Source organism: Kordia sp. (assembly GCF_965283645.1).
Taxonomy (GTDB): domain Bacteria; phylum Bacteroidota; class Bacteroidia; order Flavobacteriales; family Flavobacteriaceae; genus Kordia.
In genome coordinates, this window is record NZ_CBDIPG010000001.1 from 2,981,559 (window position 1) to 2,998,144 (window position 16,586).

Annotated in this window: 15 protein-coding genes; 8 read left to right on the forward strand and 7 right to left on the reverse strand. The window is 34.4% G+C overall.

The window, feature by feature from the left end; genetic code table 11:
- The first annotated feature begins 494 nt into the window (after positions 1–494).
- The 4 genes from ACQ654_RS13105 (at position 495) to ACQ654_RS13120 (ending at position 2,524) form a co-directional block, all read left to right on the forward strand.
- Positions 495–686, forward strand: a complete 192-nt coding sequence (locus ACQ654_RS13105; RefSeq protein ID WP_430410787.1) for a hypothetical protein — start codon at positions 495–497, stop codon at positions 684–686.
- A 473-nt stretch (positions 687–1,159) separates the two neighbouring features.
- Positions 1,160–1,816, forward strand: coding sequence for a helix-turn-helix domain-containing protein (locus ACQ654_RS13110; protein WP_430410788.1), 657 nt, complete (start codon positions 1,160–1,162; stop codon positions 1,814–1,816).
- A gap of 141 nt (positions 1,817–1,957) precedes the next feature.
- Positions 1,958–2,137, forward strand: coding sequence for a hypothetical protein (locus ACQ654_RS13115; RefSeq protein ID WP_430410789.1), 180 nt, complete (start codon positions 1,958–1,960; stop codon positions 2,135–2,137).
- Between the two features lie 165 nt (positions 2,138–2,302).
- On the forward strand, positions 2,303–2,524 hold the full coding sequence (locus ACQ654_RS13120) for a hypothetical protein (protein ID WP_430410790.1): 222 nt from the start codon (positions 2,303–2,305) through the stop codon (positions 2,522–2,524).
- 138 nt (positions 2,525–2,662) lie between these two features.
- On the opposite strand, the gene ACQ654_RS13125 is transcribed toward ACQ654_RS13120, so the two are convergent.
- The 7 genes from ACQ654_RS13125 to ACQ654_RS13155 form a co-directional block, all read right to left on the reverse strand.
- The gene (locus ACQ654_RS13125; RefSeq protein WP_430410791.1) at positions 2,663–4,885 is read right to left on the reverse strand and encodes a M43 family zinc metalloprotease; all 2,223 of its coding nucleotides are present in this window, start codon (positions 4,883–4,885) and stop codon (positions 2,663–2,665) included.
- Between the two features lie 308 nt (positions 4,886–5,193).
- Positions 5,194–5,850: a CoA transferase subunit B gene (locus ACQ654_RS13130; protein WP_430410792.1), complete on the reverse strand. Its 657-nt coding sequence runs from the start codon at positions 5,848–5,850 to the stop codon at positions 5,194–5,196.
- Positions 5,851–5,852: 2 nt separating this feature from the next.
- Positions 5,853–6,554, reverse strand: a complete 702-nt coding sequence (locus tag ACQ654_RS13135) for a CoA transferase subunit A (RefSeq protein ID WP_430410793.1) — start codon at positions 6,552–6,554, stop codon at positions 5,853–5,855.
- A 74-nt stretch (positions 6,555–6,628) separates the two neighbouring features.
- The gene (locus tag ACQ654_RS13140) at positions 6,629–8,968 is read right to left on the reverse strand and encodes a penicillin-binding protein 1A (RefSeq protein ID WP_430410794.1); all 2,340 of its coding nucleotides are present in this window, start codon (positions 8,966–8,968) and stop codon (positions 6,629–6,631) included.
- An 18-nt stretch (positions 8,969–8,986) separates the two neighbouring features.
- A complete protein-coding gene (locus tag ACQ654_RS13145; protein WP_430410795.1) occupies positions 8,987–9,475 on the reverse strand; it encodes a gliding motility lipoprotein GldH in 489 nt (162 codons plus the stop codon).
- The gene (locus tag ACQ654_RS13150) at positions 9,459–10,787 is read right to left on the reverse strand and encodes a PSP1 domain-containing protein (protein WP_430410796.1); all 1,329 of its coding nucleotides are present in this window, start codon (positions 10,785–10,787) and stop codon (positions 9,459–9,461) included. The genes ACQ654_RS13145 and ACQ654_RS13150 overlap by 17 nt, the downstream gene beginning before the upstream one ends.
- 102 nt (positions 10,788–10,889) lie before the next feature.
- Entirely contained in the window at positions 10,890–11,921 is a 1,032-nt protein-coding gene (locus ACQ654_RS13155; RefSeq protein WP_430410797.1) for a rhodanese-related sulfurtransferase, read from the reverse strand.
- Positions 11,922–12,570: 649 nt separating this feature from the next.
- Between ACQ654_RS13155 and recA the strand changes: the two genes are divergently transcribed.
- From recA to ACQ654_RS13175, 4 genes are all read left to right on the forward strand, one after another.
- Positions 12,571–13,572, forward strand: coding sequence for a recombinase RecA (recA, locus tag ACQ654_RS13160; protein ID WP_430410798.1), 1,002 nt, complete (start codon positions 12,571–12,573; stop codon positions 13,570–13,572).
- Positions 13,573–13,667: 95 nt separating this feature from the next.
- The gene (locus tag ACQ654_RS13165) at positions 13,668–14,087 is read left to right on the forward strand and encodes a hypothetical protein (protein WP_430410799.1); all 420 of its coding nucleotides are present in this window, start codon (positions 13,668–13,670) and stop codon (positions 14,085–14,087) included.
- 29 nt (positions 14,088–14,116) lie between these two features.
- Positions 14,117–14,656 (forward strand): RNA polymerase sigma factor, encoded by a 540-nt coding sequence (locus tag ACQ654_RS13170; RefSeq protein WP_430410800.1) that lies wholly within the window; start codon positions 14,117–14,119, stop codon positions 14,654–14,656.
- Positions 14,649–16,547 carry a hypothetical protein gene (locus ACQ654_RS13175; RefSeq protein ID WP_430410801.1) on the forward strand — a complete coding sequence of 633 codons (1,899 nt, stop codon included), beginning with the start codon at positions 14,649–14,651 and terminating at the stop codon, positions 16,545–16,547. The genes ACQ654_RS13170 and ACQ654_RS13175 overlap by 8 nt, the downstream gene beginning before the upstream one ends.
- The last annotated feature ends 39 nt before the right edge of the window (positions 16,548–16,586 follow it).

The window sequence follows — 16,586 nt, forward strand, 5'->3', positions numbered from 1 at the left end:
ATTGGATTACTCAAAAGTATATTGTATTTAATAATAGCTTTCTTGAAGTAACAATATTAAGTCCACTATTTTATCTATTTCCTTTGATGATTAGTCTTTCAATAAGTTTATTGTTAGCTCATAAGTTTACTAGTATTCCTAAACTTATTCAAAGGCTCAGTATTACGTTTGTGAATACATATTTATTCTTATCCGTTTTTATGGGAACTTCTAAATATTGTGAAGATGAAAAAAATATGACATTAGCTTATCTAATAATTTTATGGGTTCTTTTTCTTAGCACTATTTACATATTGATAAAATACATACTACCGAAACTAAAATTAAAAGATATTATAATTATCGGAGTTTCTACTCTTTTAGCATATGCAGACTTTTATTTCTTTTTCATATCCCTTGATCTTTTATATTATATAGGTTGGTTTCAATATAATATTACAACTTAAAACAACAACAGTCTTAAAATAAATATAAAACAATACACAAAACTAATCATGGAAACAACTATAAATGACTCTTTCAGTACATTCGGAATTTTTATAACCATATATCAAATTGTAATCATTGCTCTTTTAATTATAGTCATTGTACTTGGTATAAAGTTAGTATTAAAACTTTTTAAACTCATGAACTCGCAAACAGCATTGAATAAAGCGAAGTTGCAAAAGCTACAAGATGACTTGTAACTTTATATAAATAAGAAACAGACACTGTTATGCAACGGTGTTCCTTCAACTAGCATGCTTGCGTTCGCCGTTGGCTTCGCAAGCCTGAGTTTCACTAATTTTTTTTTTCATAAGTACCCTTAAAAGCCATGCTTGTACTATAGCATAGCCTGCTATACGCATGGCTTTTTTAAACTAAAATTGATTGTATTGGTAGCCAGTAACACTAATAAAAATCAATACAATGAAACCAAATAACACCACACTTTTACTACTGATAATTATAGTTGAAAGCATACTCATCGTCATTGTCGTACTCGTATTTGTAAGACTGTTTTGTAAACTAAAACAAAAACCAACACTGAAAAATGAAGTAGATGAGGAAGTTGAGAAAGAGTTGAATGAGTTATGAGTTATGAGTTATGAGTTAAAATAGAAGCGAAAATCTTAGCTATTGAACTCTGCATTATTAATTTTTTTAAATTAAAAACACAATGAAAGTTACCTATATAATTCTAGTGCTAGTATGCTGTTGTATGCCCAATTATGGGTTTGCAAGTACTACACAAACGCAGGAAACACAACAATTAATTAATGATTTACTAGAAAAACAGCAGGTGTTTGAAACACGCATATACATACTAGCAACCATTATAGTAATATTGGTTTTACTGTTTGGATTGCTATGTTTTTTTAATAAAAAAGGTGATACACGATTGCAAAAAATTATGACCTTATTGGAAAGTCAACAACGCAATGCCGAACAAAATTCTGAAACAAACGACAATCAATTAGATATTGACCCAGCAATTGTAAACACTATTCTATTTGAGTTGCAACAATTTGAAAAGGAAAGAGGCTTTTTAATTTCTAAAATTACATTGCATGAGTTTGCCAAAAAAATTCAAACCAATACAAAATATCTATCCAAAGTAATAAATACACACAAGCTTACATCGTTTCGAAATTACATCAACGATTTACGCATTCAGTATAGCATAGAAGAACTAAAAAGCAACTCTGAGTATAAAAAATATACCGTGAAAGCCATGGCAAAAGAAGCTGGCTTTGGATCTGTAAATTCTTTTTCAAAAGCGTTTCAGAAAAGAACAGGCGATACGGTTTCTGGCTTTTTAAAACAACAGAATTAGATTGTAAGCTTCGTAAAATTGTTAGTTCAAAATACATTAATAATCATTAGTGCTAAAATAAAATGTCACGTTTTAATTTTCTATTAGTTATAACTGTAGAAAAAAGTCAGAATGGCTTTTAGTAATTTAATACTGATTATTATGAAAAAAAGAAGATTAGAAAAGCTTCAAGTAAAAAAACAAACAATTGCCACAATTAATCCTTACCAGATTAATGGAGGTGCAGATTCATCTATTTTAACACTAACTATTCCAAAAACTATTTTGGAATCTGTTAATTATTGTCATGAAAAAACTTATGATTGTGAAGTCGTTGCATAATCAAATGTTGAGTTTCAAGCGAACTTCGGTTCGCTTTTCTTTTTTAAAACCAAAAACACAACCCTTACATTTAACCTATAATTCGATAATTACGGTTTGTACTTCTTCATATTGACATAGAACACCTATATATTTGAATCATTATTAAATTAAAAATATATAATTATGAAGAAAAAGAATATAAATTACCTAGCATTAAAAAAGGAATCTGTTTCTAACCTTAATGGTATTTTTGGCGGTAAAGAAGATATCACATTTGAGTATACTTGCAATACCGTTGTTATTTGTGCGCCTGGAGAAACACAGATTGATTGTCCTCTGCAAAGAACATTACATATAACGAACTGCAACGACTGCTTAACTGGGTCTGTCGACCAATTGTGCTAGTGAACAATGTTAAATAAATAGAATAAAAATTTCTGTAGTAACGATATTTCAGGACGAAACAGATTTAATAATAAAAAAACTCCCAAGCTTTTACACTTGGGAGTTTTCAGTTGTATATAATTATATTGAAGTGCTTGCTTATTGCTTCACAAACTTCTCAATAATTTTCTCTTCTTCGTCGCTTACTTCTAATAAGTAAACTCCAGATTTTAATTCAGCTACATTCAATCTTCCATCTTTCAATGTTCCTGTTTTCACAGTCTGACCTAATAGATTCAATACTCTGTATGATGAATTAACGTTATAGCTAGCTAAGTTGATCGTAATGTCTCCACGTGTTACTGTTGGTGTCATTAAGAAATCTCCACTAACCGATCCTTGTGGACCTGAACGTAATTGTTGGATTCTATTTCCAGATTCCATTCGTGCACCACCATTGATACCCGTAATTGTTACTTGGTCAATGTAAACTTGATCTGCATTTGCACTTGCATCACACTGAACTCTAAAGCGTGAGTTAGTTGCAAAGTTAACTTGAGAACTATCTAAAGTTACCGTTGCAGAGTAGAAACTTCCATTTGTAAAGCTACTTCCGCTAGCATAAGTTGCTACTGTACTCCAAGATGAACCATTGTAATAGCGTACCCAGAAATCTTCTCCATTTTCCATTGAGTTTGGATAGAAATAGAATGTAAATTCTACACTTTGATATGGTGTAAGATTAAATGTTTCAGATGTCATTGCCGAAGCAGTTCCTGAGTTATCACGTAAACGAATAGAATAGCTTCCTTCGTAAGAGCGTGATCCGTTGTAACGGAAACAATCGCTTCCACCGTCAGTCCATCCGTCTAATCCTGATTCGAAATATCCTTCGTGTAATACAGTATTTCCTCCAGTTTGACATGGCGCACATGATGAACCTCCACAGTCGATTCCTGTTTCGTCTCCATTTTGGATTCCATCGTCACAAGTTGGTGGCGGTGGTGGTGTGCTTCCTAAGCAGAAGTCTGTAGCTTCAGAGTTTGTAAAGCTTCCTCCAGATACAATTAATCCATTAGGACCTACTAATGAATACGTACCACTTCCGTACGTACAGCAAATTCCGTCTCCGTATGCATCATTAATTGTAAATGTATAGCAATCGTCTGGTAAGCATAATGTTTGTGTTACTGTAGATCCATCTGCATTTGAAGTTGTGTAGCTATCAGAACCAATTGTAGTTCCACCATCAGTTACAATAGACCAAGAAGTTTCTTCTGGGTAATTATCAAATGTAATTGATAACGTAACTTCATTTTCTGAACATCCAGACTGACATGGTGCACATGACGATCCACCACAATCTACTCCTGTTTCGTCTCCGTTTTGGATGCCATCATTACATGTTGGTGGCGGTGGCGGTGTAGCACTACATTTATCTGATAATGCTAAGCTTCTTCTAACACCTCCAGCATCTAATACTGCGCGCATACGTGCTTTTTGTCCAGCAGTAAATAAGTTCATACATGCATCATCTGAGTAGTCCATATAGTTTTGAACCATATCAGTACTTCCACATGAAACATGTGTTGGGTCACATCCGTAGTTTGCTCCATCAGAAGCTGGTGTATCTGATACAAAATCGTCAGCACCACATGCTCCATCACCCCAAATGTGACGTAAGTTTAAGTAGTGACCTACTTCATGTGTTGTAGTTCGTCCTCCATCAAATGGAGCTGATACATTTCCAACTCTACCAAAATAGTTATAAGCCATAACAACACCATCCGTAGCTGCAGCTCCTCCAGGGAATTGTGCGTATCCTAAAATTGTTCGTCCTCCACTTGTCATTTGAGGAACGATCCACATATTTAAATATTCAGCAGTATTCCAAGGATTTACTCCTCCTGAAGAAGATCTTTTCATATCATCGTTTGTTCCCCAATCTGTTCTAGTGACAGATTTTCTGGTAATCCCAGTTGTTGCATTGCCATTTGGGTCTACTGTTGCAATACAGAATTGAATTTCCGTATCTGAAGCTTGCGACCATGTATTATTTGCATCCGCATTGGTTCTTCTAAAGTCTTCGTTTAACACATCTAATTGTGACTGAATTTGTGCGTCACTAATATTGTTTGTGCCATTTGTATATAATACATGAATAACAACAGGAATAGTGATAATGTTTCCACTAACACTTTCCATGCCTCCTTGTTCAATTCTTGTTCTCGTGTAGTCTTCAATTTGCTGCATGCGAGCCTCCAATTGTGGATCTAATTGTTTTCTGTACTCCAAATTTTCCATTGTAGAACATTCACGCTCTTGCGCGAACATCATTCCGAAACAGAAAAAACTTAGTAGTAATAATGTAATTTTTTTCATACGAGATTAGTTTAAGTTAATTTTTTATTAGTCTTGTTCTTAATTAAATGTTAAAAACATGCCAAATATGTTAAATTTTTACGGATTATGCGATAAAAAGTTATTTTTTTCGATGAAATGCACGAAAATTTTCGAAACTTATTACATATATTCACATTTTAAGATATTGTTTTCCAACTCATTACCCATTAAGTTTAGTAGTTTTGTAGTATGCTATATTTTAAGTTAAAAACTAAAAAAAGCATCATATGTATTTCAATATGATGCTTTTAGCTTATTTGTATGATTGTTATGTCTGTATTTTGATTCTACGTAAGTTTCATTTCAGGAATATCACCTTCAATTAGTAAATTACCTTCCGTAGCAGTAATAATTTCATCAACAGAAACACCTGGTGCTCTTTCTAATAGTTTGAAACCTTCAGGAGTTACTTCTAAAACTGCCATATTGGTAACAATTTTTTTTACGCAACCAACTCCTGTTAAGGGTAAAGAGCATTTTTTAAGTATTTTTGATGCTCCACGCTTGTTGGTATGCATCATTGCTACAATTATATTTTCTGCGGAAGCAACTAAATCCATAGCGCCGCCCATTCCTTTCACCATTTTCCCTGGAATTTTCCAATTGGCAATATCTCCATTTTCCGAAACTTCCATAGCACCCAGAATGGTAAGATCTACATGTTTTCCTCGTATCATTGAAAAACTCAAAGCTGAATCGAAGAAACTTGCGCCTGGCAATGTCGTAATTGTTTGTTTTCCTGCATTAATGATGTCTGCATCTTCTTCGCCTTCAAATGGAAAAGGTCCCATTCCTAGTACGCCATTTTCACTTTGAAATTCTACTTCTATATCGTCTCTAACAAAGTTGGCCACTAGTGTTGGTATTCCGATTCCTAAGTTTACGTAGTAACCGTCTTTTACTTCTCTTGCGATTCTTTTCGCGATTCCATTTTTATCCAACATAATTAACTTCTTTTTCTTACGGTTCTTTGTTCTATACGCTTCTCATATTTCTCGCCTTGAAAGATTCTTTGTACAAAGATTCCTGGAATGTGTATTTGATTAGGATCGAGCTCGCCCGCTGGCACTAATTCTTCAACCTCAACAACTGTTATTTTTGCGGCACCACACATACATGGATTGAAGTTTCGGGCAGTTCCTTTAAAGATTAGGTTTCCAGCTTCGTCACCTTTCCAAGCTTTTACAAAAGCAAAGTCTGCTTCGTATGCTTTTTCTAAGATGTGCATTTTACCATTAAATTCTCTAGATTCTTTTCCTTCTGCTACTTCAGTTCCGTACCCTGCTGGCGTGTAGAAAGCTGGAAACCCTGCTTGTGCTGCTCTGCATTTTTCGGCTAGTGTTCCTTGTGGTGTAAGTTCTACTTCCAATTCACCTGAAAGCATTTGACGTTCAAATTCGTCATTTTCACCAACATAGGATGAGATCATTTTTTTAATTTGACGCTGTTGTAGTAACAAGCCCAAACCAAATTCGTCTACACCTGCGTTGTTTGAAATACAGGTTAGGTTTTTTACGCCAAGTTTTACCAATTCGGCAATGGCATTTTCAGGAATTCCGCACAAACCAAAGCCGCCAAGCATCAAGGTCATTCCGTCTTTGACACCTTCAACGGCTTGTTGTACAGTATTTATTTTTTTGTTAATCATCAATCAGTATTTTGACTGAAAATTACGAAAATTTCAAAAGATGTTTCCTTTTTTCAAGAATAATTTAACATTCGTTAAAAATCGATTCCATCATTACTTTTATTATCATCAGGATCTTTTTGTCCTTCATCATCTTTTTTGTTCACTTTAGAACAGTCTACATTAATGGTTAAGTCTTCTGGTTTTGGGAAATTTCCTTTGGAAACACCTAAACTTGGATCAGCGTAACATTTTTTCATGAACAATCCCCAAATTGGTAATGCCATGGATGCTCCTTGACCATAAGTAGTACTTGAGAAACGTACTTGACGATCTTCGCCACCAACCCAAGCACCTGAAATTAAATTTGGCACCATTCCTATAAACCAACCATCACTATTGTTTTGTGTAGTTCCTGTTTTTCCTGCAATTGGATTTTTGAATTCGTATGGATATCCAGTAATTATATCTTTATAAACAGCTACTTTACTTGCCCAATTATGTCGTAATCGTTGCCCAGAACCACTTTGCGTCACTCCTTCCATTAGGTTTAAAACCGTGTAGGCAACATCTTCACTTAATACATCTTTTGTTTCTGGAACAAATTCGTACAGTACAGTTCCGTTTTTATCTTCTATTCTGCTTACAACTACAGGTTTTACATATACACCTTGATTTACAAATGTTCCGTATGCACCAAGCATTTCATATAGTGATATATCTGGTGTTCCTAAGGCAATAGATGGTGCTTCTGGTATTTCAGACTCTACGCCTAATCGTTGTGCTAAAGATCGAACATTAGCTGGCCCAACTCTATCCATTAAACGTGCTGTAACCGTGTTTACGGAGTTAGCTAACGCACCTTTTAATGTACGCATACCTTCGTATTTACCATCAGAGTTTCTAGGACACCAAGGTTCTAACAATCCGTATTTTCCTGTTTCAATACAGAAAGGTCCGTTTGGCATAGAATCACATGGAGATAAGTGTAACTGATCAATTGCGGTAGCATATACAAATGGTTTGAAGGTAGAACCTATTTGGCGTTTTCCTTGCTTTACCATGTCGTATTTGAAATATTTATGATTGATACCACCAACCCAAGCTTTTACTTGGCCAGTTTGTGGCTCTAACGACATAAAACTTGCTCGCAAGTAGTATTTTGTATAGATAAGTGAATCACGCGGCGTCATGATAGTATCTTTTTCACCTTTCCAGGTAAAGAGTGTCATTGGTATTTTTTTGTCAAACGACGCAATGATTTCTTTTTCAGATTTTCCATTGTTTTTCAAAACACGCCAACGTTCAGATTGTCGTATGGATCTTTCAATTACGTATTCAATTGATTTTTTTTCCACATCACGTGCAAATGGTGCATTTTTGTTACGCTTTTTTGTGTTTTGATGAAAGAATTCTGCTTGCAATTTTGCCATGTGTTCTTCCATTGCTTCTTCTGCATATTTTTGCATGCGCGAATCAATGGTAGTGTATATTTTTAATCCGTCAAAGTTGATATTGTAACGTGTTCCATCATCTTTTGGATTTTCTCGAACCCACTTTTTCATGAACTTTTTTAGGTGTTCTCTAAAGTATGTACCTAATCCTGCATTGTGCGATTCGGGATTGTAGTTTATTTTTAATGGTAATTTTTGAAGTGAATCTTTTATTTTTTCTGAAATGTAATCGTATTTATACATTTGTGCTAATACAACATCTCTTCTTGTTTTTACTTTTTCGGGTCTTCTTCTAGGATTGAAATAGGATGAGTTTTTAAACATTCCTACCAACATAGCAGATTCTTCTATTTTGAGTGCTTTTGGTTCTTTCCCAAAATAAATTCTCGCCGCCGAGCGAATTCCATCTGCATTATTTCCAAAATCATAGATATTGAAATACATAGCAATGATTTCTTCTTTGGTGTATTGACGTTCTAAACGGGTTGCAATTACCCATTCTTTTATTTTTTGAATGAGTCGTTCAGGAAGATTTTTTGATCCTTCACCCACAAATAACTGTCTTGAAAGCTGTTGCGATATGGTACTTGCACCACCTTTACTTCCCAAAAAAGCAAATGCTCTAATAGTTCCGCGTACATCTATTCCTGCATGATCGTAAAAACGTGCATCTTCTGTAGCAACTAATGCATTTACTAAATCTTTTGGTAATTCTTTGTATCCGACAGGCGTTCTATTGTCGCGAAGGTAATATTTTCCCAATATTTTTCCGTCAGATGATAATACTTGACTCGCTAAGTTTGTTTGCGGATTTTCTAAGATTTCAAAAGAAGGCATTTCACCCAATGCGCCCCAAGAAGCGAGTAAGAATAAAAGGAATATACTTGCAATTCCGCCTGCGAAAATGATCCAAAACCACTTGATTACTTTTCTGAAAGAAGTAGGTTTTTCTTGTTTGTTTTTGACTTGCTTTTTTGCCATTTCAATACGTTGTTTGTACTATTTTTTTTCGATTCTAAAGCCAACCTCTGAGATTCCCTTTAAGCTTTGGATTCCGTTTGGTTCATTAATTTTCCGCATAGCTTGTTGTATAGTGACTTCGTATATTCCTTTAAACGGAAAACGTTTGCCTTCTTTGTACCAAAGCTTACTTTCTTTGACACTTATACCTGTACCAAGCCATTCTCCAGTTGGTTTCGCCATTTCATACTCTAAGGTATCTGAAACGACATTTCCATTTGGAAAGTTCATGTTGACAATGAGAAATAGGTTTCGAAATTCATATTCGTTTGTGTTTCTCACATTCACAAACATGTTGTAACTGCTTGTGCTGTCTGGCTGTTGAAATTTGAAAGTGAGCGCGGTGTCTTTGTCCCAAGATTTTCCTACGGAAGCATATTCGTCAAAAACACGATTGCCGTCACAAGAAACTAGTAGAAATGTACTGATAATACAGATAAAAAATGCGATCTTATTTTGAATTTGCATTTTTGTTCGGTTTTTTGCGTCTGTTATTATTTTTGTTACTACTCTTGACATTGGTACTATTGGTACTACTTTTTGCTCTCGGATTGTTGCTTTTCTTAGCATTTTGGTCATTACTCTTTTTAGCATTTCCTCTAGCATTCACTGTAGCTTTGTTGCCATTGTTGTTTCTACGCTTTTTCTTGTTTTGAGCGCCTCTTTTTTTTCTGTTTCGAGTGGGTTTCTTATCGAATCGTGTAAGACTGTCTTGCCCTACAACGTTTTCAAAGTCTGTTTTAGTATCTTCTTCAATTAATTCTAAAGCGTATTCTTCTAAACTAATTACTTTTTCTTTTTTCTTGTTTAGTTCAATGATTTCATTGGCTTGATCGGTGGTTAGTTTGTGCCAATTCATCCATTCGCCTTCGTACGCGTACCAAATATGTCCTTTAAAGATATCTGTTTTTTGGCAAACTGCCGTTCCTTTTTCCGTATATAGTTTTACATCACTTTTTGGAAATTGCTGTAATGCTTCTAAATACGCATCTAGTTCAAAGTTAAGACAGCATTTTAGCTTTCCACATTGTCCGGCTAGTTTTTGCGGATTTAATGATAATTGCTGATATCTGGCTGCAGCCGTATTTACAGATCTAAAGTCTGTTAACCATGTAGAACAGCACAATTCGCGTCCGCATGAGCCAATTCCGCCTAAACGAGCCGCTTCTTGTCGGAAACCAATTTGACGCATTTCAATACGAATACTAAATGCTTTTGCCATGTCTTTGATTAATTGACGAAAGTCAACACGTTCTTCTGCAGTGTAATAAAATGTTGCTTTGGAAGCATCACCTTGAAATTCTACATCTGAGATTTTCATTTGTAGCCCAAGTGCAATGGCTAACTCTCTTGAACGTTTTTTTATTTCTTCTTCTCTGTCTCTTGATTTTGACCAAACATCGATATCTTTTTGAGAAGCTTTTCGGTATATTTTTCGTACATCTTCACTGTCTAGAGCAACTTTTTTCTTTTTCATTTGCACTCTTACCAATTCTCCGGTAAGTGTTACAATTCCGACATCATGTCCTGGAGAAGCTTCTGTAGCTACAATGTCTCCAATGCTTAGTGATAAGTTTTCTGTATTTCTATAAAAATGTTTTCTACTATTTTTGAAGCGTACTTCTACACAATCAAATGGTTTTTGATTGCTAGGTAACGACATGTTTGATAACCAATTGAATACTGTTAGCTTGTTACAGCTATCAGTTCCGCAAGTACCATTGTTCTTGCAGCCTCTTGGTTGACCATCTTTACCAGTTGAACAACTGTTACAACTCATATTTTTATATATAGAATCTGCATATATTCGGGCATGCAGATATGGGGTTCATAATTTTCTCTAAAGATGTAAAGATAGGATTATTTCTGTAGCATCGAAAATCTACTTTTTATACTTAAGTACTTCCGATCTTCCTTTTTTAAAGATTTTGTTGCTTACTTCTTTTCCTTTTCGTAATTCTTTTTGTTTTTCAAGTGGCAAATTGTGTACTTCTTTGCATTCAACAGAACAACATTCGTCCATTTTTTCGGCACACGATGTACACTGAATAAAGAGTAAGTGGCATGCTTCATTGGCGCAGTTTACATGTTCATCACACGGGTTTCCACATTGATGGCAATTGGCAATAATGTCTTCAGAAATACGTTCTCCTCTTCTGTGATCGAATACGAAGTTTTTACCAATGAATTTGTTTTCTAGGTTTTGTGCTTCTACTTGTCGGGCATAGTTGATAATTCCGCCTTCTAACTGATATACTTTTTTGAAACCTTTGTGTTTGAAATACGCACTCGCTTTTTCGCATCTAATTCCACCTGTACAATACATCACAAGGTTTTTATCTTCTTTATGATCTGATAAATCGTCTTCAATAATTGGCAACGATTCTCTAAACGTATCAACATCTGGAGTTATAGCGCCTTTGAAATGCCCTATTTCACTTTCGTAGTGATTGCGCATATCTACCAAAACCGTATTTTGATCGTCTAATAGTTCATTAAATTTTTCGGCACCAACATGTACACCTTTTGCAGTTACATCAAAACTATCATCTTCTAATCCGTCAGCCACAATTTTGTCTCTTACTTTCACTTTTAGCTTTAAGAAAGACATGTTATCTTGTTCTATAGCAACATTAAGGCGTACATTTTCAAGAAATGTTATAGTGTCTAAATGTGTTTTGAATGTGTTAAAATTTTCGGCAGGAACCGAAAGTTGTGCATTTATTCCTTCGTAGGAAACATAAATTCTACCCAAAACGTCTATTTTGTCCCAGTTGATGAATAAGTGATTTCGTAAAATTTCAGGATTTCCAATGTTGGCGTACTTGTAGAAAGATATTGTCATACGATCCTTACCAGCTTTTTCGATAAGTTCGGCTCTTTCTCTAGCACTTAATTTATTGTACAGTTGCATGCTATATCAATTATTTAAGGTTAAAGTGTATATTTTTCGTGGCAAAAATACATTTTTTAGTGTAATTATCGATTTTTAAGGCAAAAAAGCAACGCTTGTATAAAATTTGATACGCTTATACAATTTATGCTATAGTATTGAAATAGATAACATACTTTAGTATTGGAATTTTTTAAGAAGAAAACAATTGCAGTTGAAACTATGTTGATTTTGGAAGATTTTAAGATCGGAAAAAGAAGAAAATAAACGTCAAAAAGGTGTTTTTCGAATTGTAAAAAATACTTTTTACTGCAACTACAGAAAAATAAAAGTGCTTCCTTTTTTAAGAAAGCACTTCTAATAGCTAATTCATTGTTAATATTAAATTCCTCTATTAAAAAATAGAATTAACAATGAAGCTAGCCACCGTCAAGCTTGCAGTTGCCGTAGAAAGCGACTGCTGCTGTATGCCTTTTTTGAAATATTATTTTGCTTAAAATTCTCATTAAAACATGGACATTGTTTGTTAAGTAGATGTCAATACTTCAAAAAGGTTGCGTCCGATGTAGAAGAAAATTAACATAAAAAATTAAAATCGATTGTGGCGAATTGTTTTCAGCGAAAAGAAATAGTAATTTAGCAACGTAAGAAATACTAGAAATTTGATATAATGAGTTCAGAAAAAGAAGCAAAATTAAAAGCCTTAAAGCTTACATTAGATAAGTTAGACAAAACATATGGTAAAGGCGCTGTAATGAAACTTGGTGATTCCGTTGTGCAAGAAGTAGATACTATTTCTTCTGGTTCACTTGGTTTGGACATCGCTTTAGGAGTTGGTGGATATCCACGCGGAAGAGTTATTGAAATTTACGGACCTGAATCTTCTGGTAAAACAACTTTAACACTTCATGCAATGGCAGAAGCGCAAAAGAAAGGCGGAATTGCCGCTTTTATTGATGCAGAACACGCTTTTGACCGTTTTTATGCTGAAAATTTAGGTGTTGATATTGACAATTTAATTATTTCACAACCCGATCATGGAGAACAAGCATTGGAAATTGCAGATAATTTAATTCGCTCAGGCGCAATTGATATTGTAGTAATTGACTCGGTTGCTGCCTTAACACCAAAAAGTGAAATTGAAGGTGAAATGGGAGATTCCAAAATGGGGCTACATGCACGTTTAATGTCACAAGCACTTCGTAAATTAACGGCTTCTATTAGCAAAACACAATGTACCGTAATTTTTATTAACCAATTGCGTGAAAAAATTGGGGTAATGTTCGGAAATCCTGAAACAACTACAGGTGGTAATGCCTTAAAGTTTTATGCTTCTGTTCGTTTAGATATTAGACGTTCTACACAAATAAAAGGAGCTGATGGTGATGTAAAAGGAAACAAAACACGTGTAAAAGTTGTTAAAAACAAAGTTGCGCCACCATTTAAAATGGTAGAATTTGACATCATGTATGGTGAAGGCGTTTCCAAAGTAGGAGAAATTTTAGACATCGGTGTCAATTATGAAATTATAAAAAAGAGCGGATCTTGGTTTAGTTATGGTGATTCCAAACTTGGTCAAGGACGTGACGCAGTAAAAACATTACTGCAAGATAATCCCGAGTTGCTTGAAGAACTCGAAGTAAAAATTAAAGACGCTATTGCAAATAGTTAGACAAAAAAAATCCCTTCTCGGGATTTTTTTTATTTTTAGACGCAACCTTTTTATGAATTTCACATCTACTTGAAAAGTAGTCATATTTTTGAATTATGAAAAAGATATTATTTTTAGCCTTATTTACTTGTTTTACCATAGTTACATCATGTTCGGTAGACGACGGTGCAGTTGTCGTTCAATTTGAAGCAATTCCTATTGAATCCGTAGTAATTCCTTCAGAATTTAACTTAGGGGAAACGTATACTATTTCCGTTACCTACAAACGCCCAACAGACTGTCATTCATTCAGTAATTTTGAATATATCGCCGAGTCTAGCAATGTACGAACCGTTGCTGTAGTAAACCTTTTTAGTACTGAAGCAGACTGCGTTGCACTTGTAGACAATATACAGACACAAACTTTCAATTTTAATGTATTGGATACAAATCCATATACATTTAAATTTTGGCAAGGAAAAGATGAAAGTGGTGAAGACATGTACTTGGTATATGAAATCCCTGTGAATAATTAGAAACTTAGCTACTAAAACCAACAAACCTAGTGAGTTTAGAACAACTCATACATAATTGTAAGAATAATGACCGCGAGGCACAAGCACATTTGTACAGCTTATATTCCCAAAAGCTATTTGCTACAAGCTTAAAATACTCTCGGAACAAACTTGAAGCGGAAGATAATCTGCAAGATAGTTTCATGGTTATTTTTGAAAAAATTGGGCAATATAATTTTAAAGGCTCTTTTGAAGGTTGGCTTAGAAGGATTACCGTAAACACCGTACTTCAAAAATATAGAAGTAAAGGTGTTTTTGAAGTTATAAATGAAAACGTGCTGGAAGAAAGACCAGTAACGGTTTATGAAGAAGATGTTTCCATAGATTACCTACTAGGAATTGTACAAGAATTACCTGATCGGTATCGATTGGTATTTAACTTGTATGTACTTGATGACTATTCACATCAAGAGATTGCCGATTTGATGGGTATTTCTGTAGGAACCTCAAAATCGAACTTGGCAAGAGCTCGAATGATTTTAAAGAATAAAGTAGAAGCGTATAAAAAAAAAATCGCCATAAATGAGTGATCAAAAAAATATAGATAATGTATTTCGGAAAGCCTTCAAAGACTTTGAAGCTACGCCCGATCCTGCGTTATGGGACAAAATTTCATCTCAATTAGATGAAAAAGCGCCTGAAACACGCAAGAAAAAAGAAGGTATAGTGTTTTTACCTTGGTTTTATAAAATTGCAGGTATTGCCGCAGCTTTACTTCTTTTATTTACTATAGGAAGTCAGTTTTTTGACAATGGAAATAATGTGATAGATTCTGAAAATCAGACAACTTCTACAACTAACGAGAAAACAGATAATAATTCTTCTACGAATGATAATAACGTTACTAATAGAACTACTACAGACGCACAAGTAACTGGAAACGAAACTACTACAAAAGAAGAACATTTACAAAACGCCAACAATTCTCAAAACAATCTACTTGATCAAATTGATCAAAAAGAACGTATTGCCAACGAGCAAAATTTAAATGATATAAAAGACAATACAGGTACTAATAAAGATGTTGAAAAAAGTGTACAAAAAGGAAATGCGCTTCAAAATGCAGTAGTAACACAAGACAACGGAACAAATTCAAATACGAATACGAATACGCAACAATCTCCAAATAGTACAAATGGTGTGAATTCTTCAAATCGTATCAAAACAAATACAGCAATTTCACAAGAAAATGCGGTTGCAAATACACGTTCAAATTCATCAAACAATACAACAAGCAATAATTCTACAGCTGTAAATGGCAACAATACAAATGCCAATACAACTCAGAATAATTCACATACTAAAACGGATACATTTAGCAATACGGTTGCCGTAAATACAGAAAATGGCATTAAAAAAGGTGTAAATAGTTCGGCTACAGCCGACACAAAAAATACTCAGAAAACTGTACAGACAAATGCAGTTGCACAACAAGAAACAACGAACGCAACTAAAACTGCGAATTCAGAAAATGATGCAACAAAAACTTCTTCAAGTACTACAACATCAGCTACTGAGTTAGATACTACAAAAGAAGCCGTAGCTACAACTACTGAAACGAAGGAAGATATTAAGAAATCGCTTTTAGATGTGATTAATGATTTACACGCATTAGAAAAAGATTCTACTGTTGTTGCAGAAGCAAATCCAAGAAGATGGACAATTTCGCCAAATGCTTCTCCTGTATATTATAACAGTCTTTCAGGTGGTTCGCCAATTGCTGAAACTTTTGCAGATAATACCAAATCTGGTGAGGTAAATTTAAGTTTTGGTGTCAATGTTGGGTATGATGTTTCAAAGCGATTGACAGTACGCGCAGGAATTCATAAAGTTGATTATAGTTATAGCACACAAGATGTTGCGCTTGTTCCATCTATTAGTACTGGGCCAGGTACAATAACAGCTAATAATGGTTTTGTAACAAATAGTATTTCAGATGATATTACTACTATTGCTTACACGCAAAATGCATCAACTTTTAGTCTTAGAGACAAACAAGCAGTAATTAACGGTGAGTTTACACCAACCATTTTAGAATCTTCTATTCGTCAAGCACAAATTGAAGGAAACTTAAATCAACGCATGAGCTTTATTGAAGTTCCTATTGAATTGAAATATGCTGTGATTGATAAAAAAATAGGTATAAATGTTATTGGCGGTGTGAGTACATTGCTCTTAACGGAAAATAGTTTACTCTTAGATTCTCCAGCACTTACGACAGAGTTGGGAGAAGCAACAAATATAAACGACTTGAGTTTTAGCACAAATATTGGTATCGGAATTGACTATAAGCTTTCCGACCAATTAGAGTTCAATTTAGAGCCGATGCTAAAATATCAGCTCAACACGTTTTCAGGAAATACTGGCAACTTTAAACCCTATTCAGTAGGTGTATATACAGGCGTCAGTTTTAGATTTTAGTTTTTTAGTTGGTTAGGTATATACGGATACCTTAAAAGC

Excerpts from the sequence above, each read along its gene's own strand:
- ACQ654_RS13175 (WP_430410801.1), top strand. The coding sequence starts at position 14,649 with ATGAGTGATCAAAAAAATATAGATAATGTATTTCGGAAAGCCTTCAAA.
- ACQ654_RS13115 (WP_430410789.1), top strand. The coding sequence starts at position 1,958 with ATGAAAAAAAGAAGATTAGAAAAGCTTCAAGTAAAAAAACAAACAATT.
- ACQ654_RS13105 (WP_430410787.1), top strand. The coding sequence starts at position 495 with ATGGAAACAACTATAAATGACTCTTTCAGTACATTCGGAATTTTTATA.
- ACQ654_RS13120 (WP_430410790.1), top strand. The coding sequence starts at position 2,303 with ATGAAGAAAAAGAATATAAATTACCTAGCATTAAAAAAGGAATCTGTT.
- ACQ654_RS13135 (WP_430410793.1), bottom strand. The coding sequence starts at position 6,554 with ATGATTAACAAAAAAATAAATACTGTACAACAAGCCGTTGAAGGTGTC.
- recA (WP_430410798.1), top strand. The coding sequence starts at position 12,571 with ATGAGTTCAGAAAAAGAAGCAAAATTAAAAGCCTTAAAGCTTACATTA.
- ACQ654_RS13155 (WP_430410797.1), bottom strand. The coding sequence starts at position 11,921 with ATGCAACTGTACAATAAATTAAGTGCTAGAGAAAGAGCCGAACTTATC.
- ACQ654_RS13125 (WP_430410791.1), bottom strand. The coding sequence starts at position 4,885 with ATGAAAAAAATTACATTATTACTACTAAGTTTTTTCTGTTTCGGAATG.
- ACQ654_RS13140 (WP_430410794.1), bottom strand. The coding sequence starts at position 8,968 with ATGGCAAAAAAGCAAGTCAAAAACAAACAAGAAAAACCTACTTCTTTC.
- ACQ654_RS13150 (WP_430410796.1), bottom strand. The coding sequence starts at position 10,787 with ATGAGTTGTAACAGTTGTTCAACTGGTAAAGATGGTCAACCAAGAGGC.
- ACQ654_RS13165 (WP_430410799.1), top strand. The coding sequence starts at position 13,668 with ATGAAAAAGATATTATTTTTAGCCTTATTTACTTGTTTTACCATAGTT.
- ACQ654_RS13145 (WP_430410795.1), bottom strand. The coding sequence starts at position 9,475 with ATGCAAATTCAAAATAAGATCGCATTTTTTATCTGTATTATCAGTACA.
- ACQ654_RS13130 (WP_430410792.1), bottom strand. The coding sequence starts at position 5,850 with ATGTTGGATAAAAATGGAATCGCGAAAAGAATCGCAAGAGAAGTAAAA.
- ACQ654_RS13110 (WP_430410788.1), top strand. The coding sequence starts at position 1,160 with ATGAAAGTTACCTATATAATTCTAGTGCTAGTATGCTGTTGTATGCCC.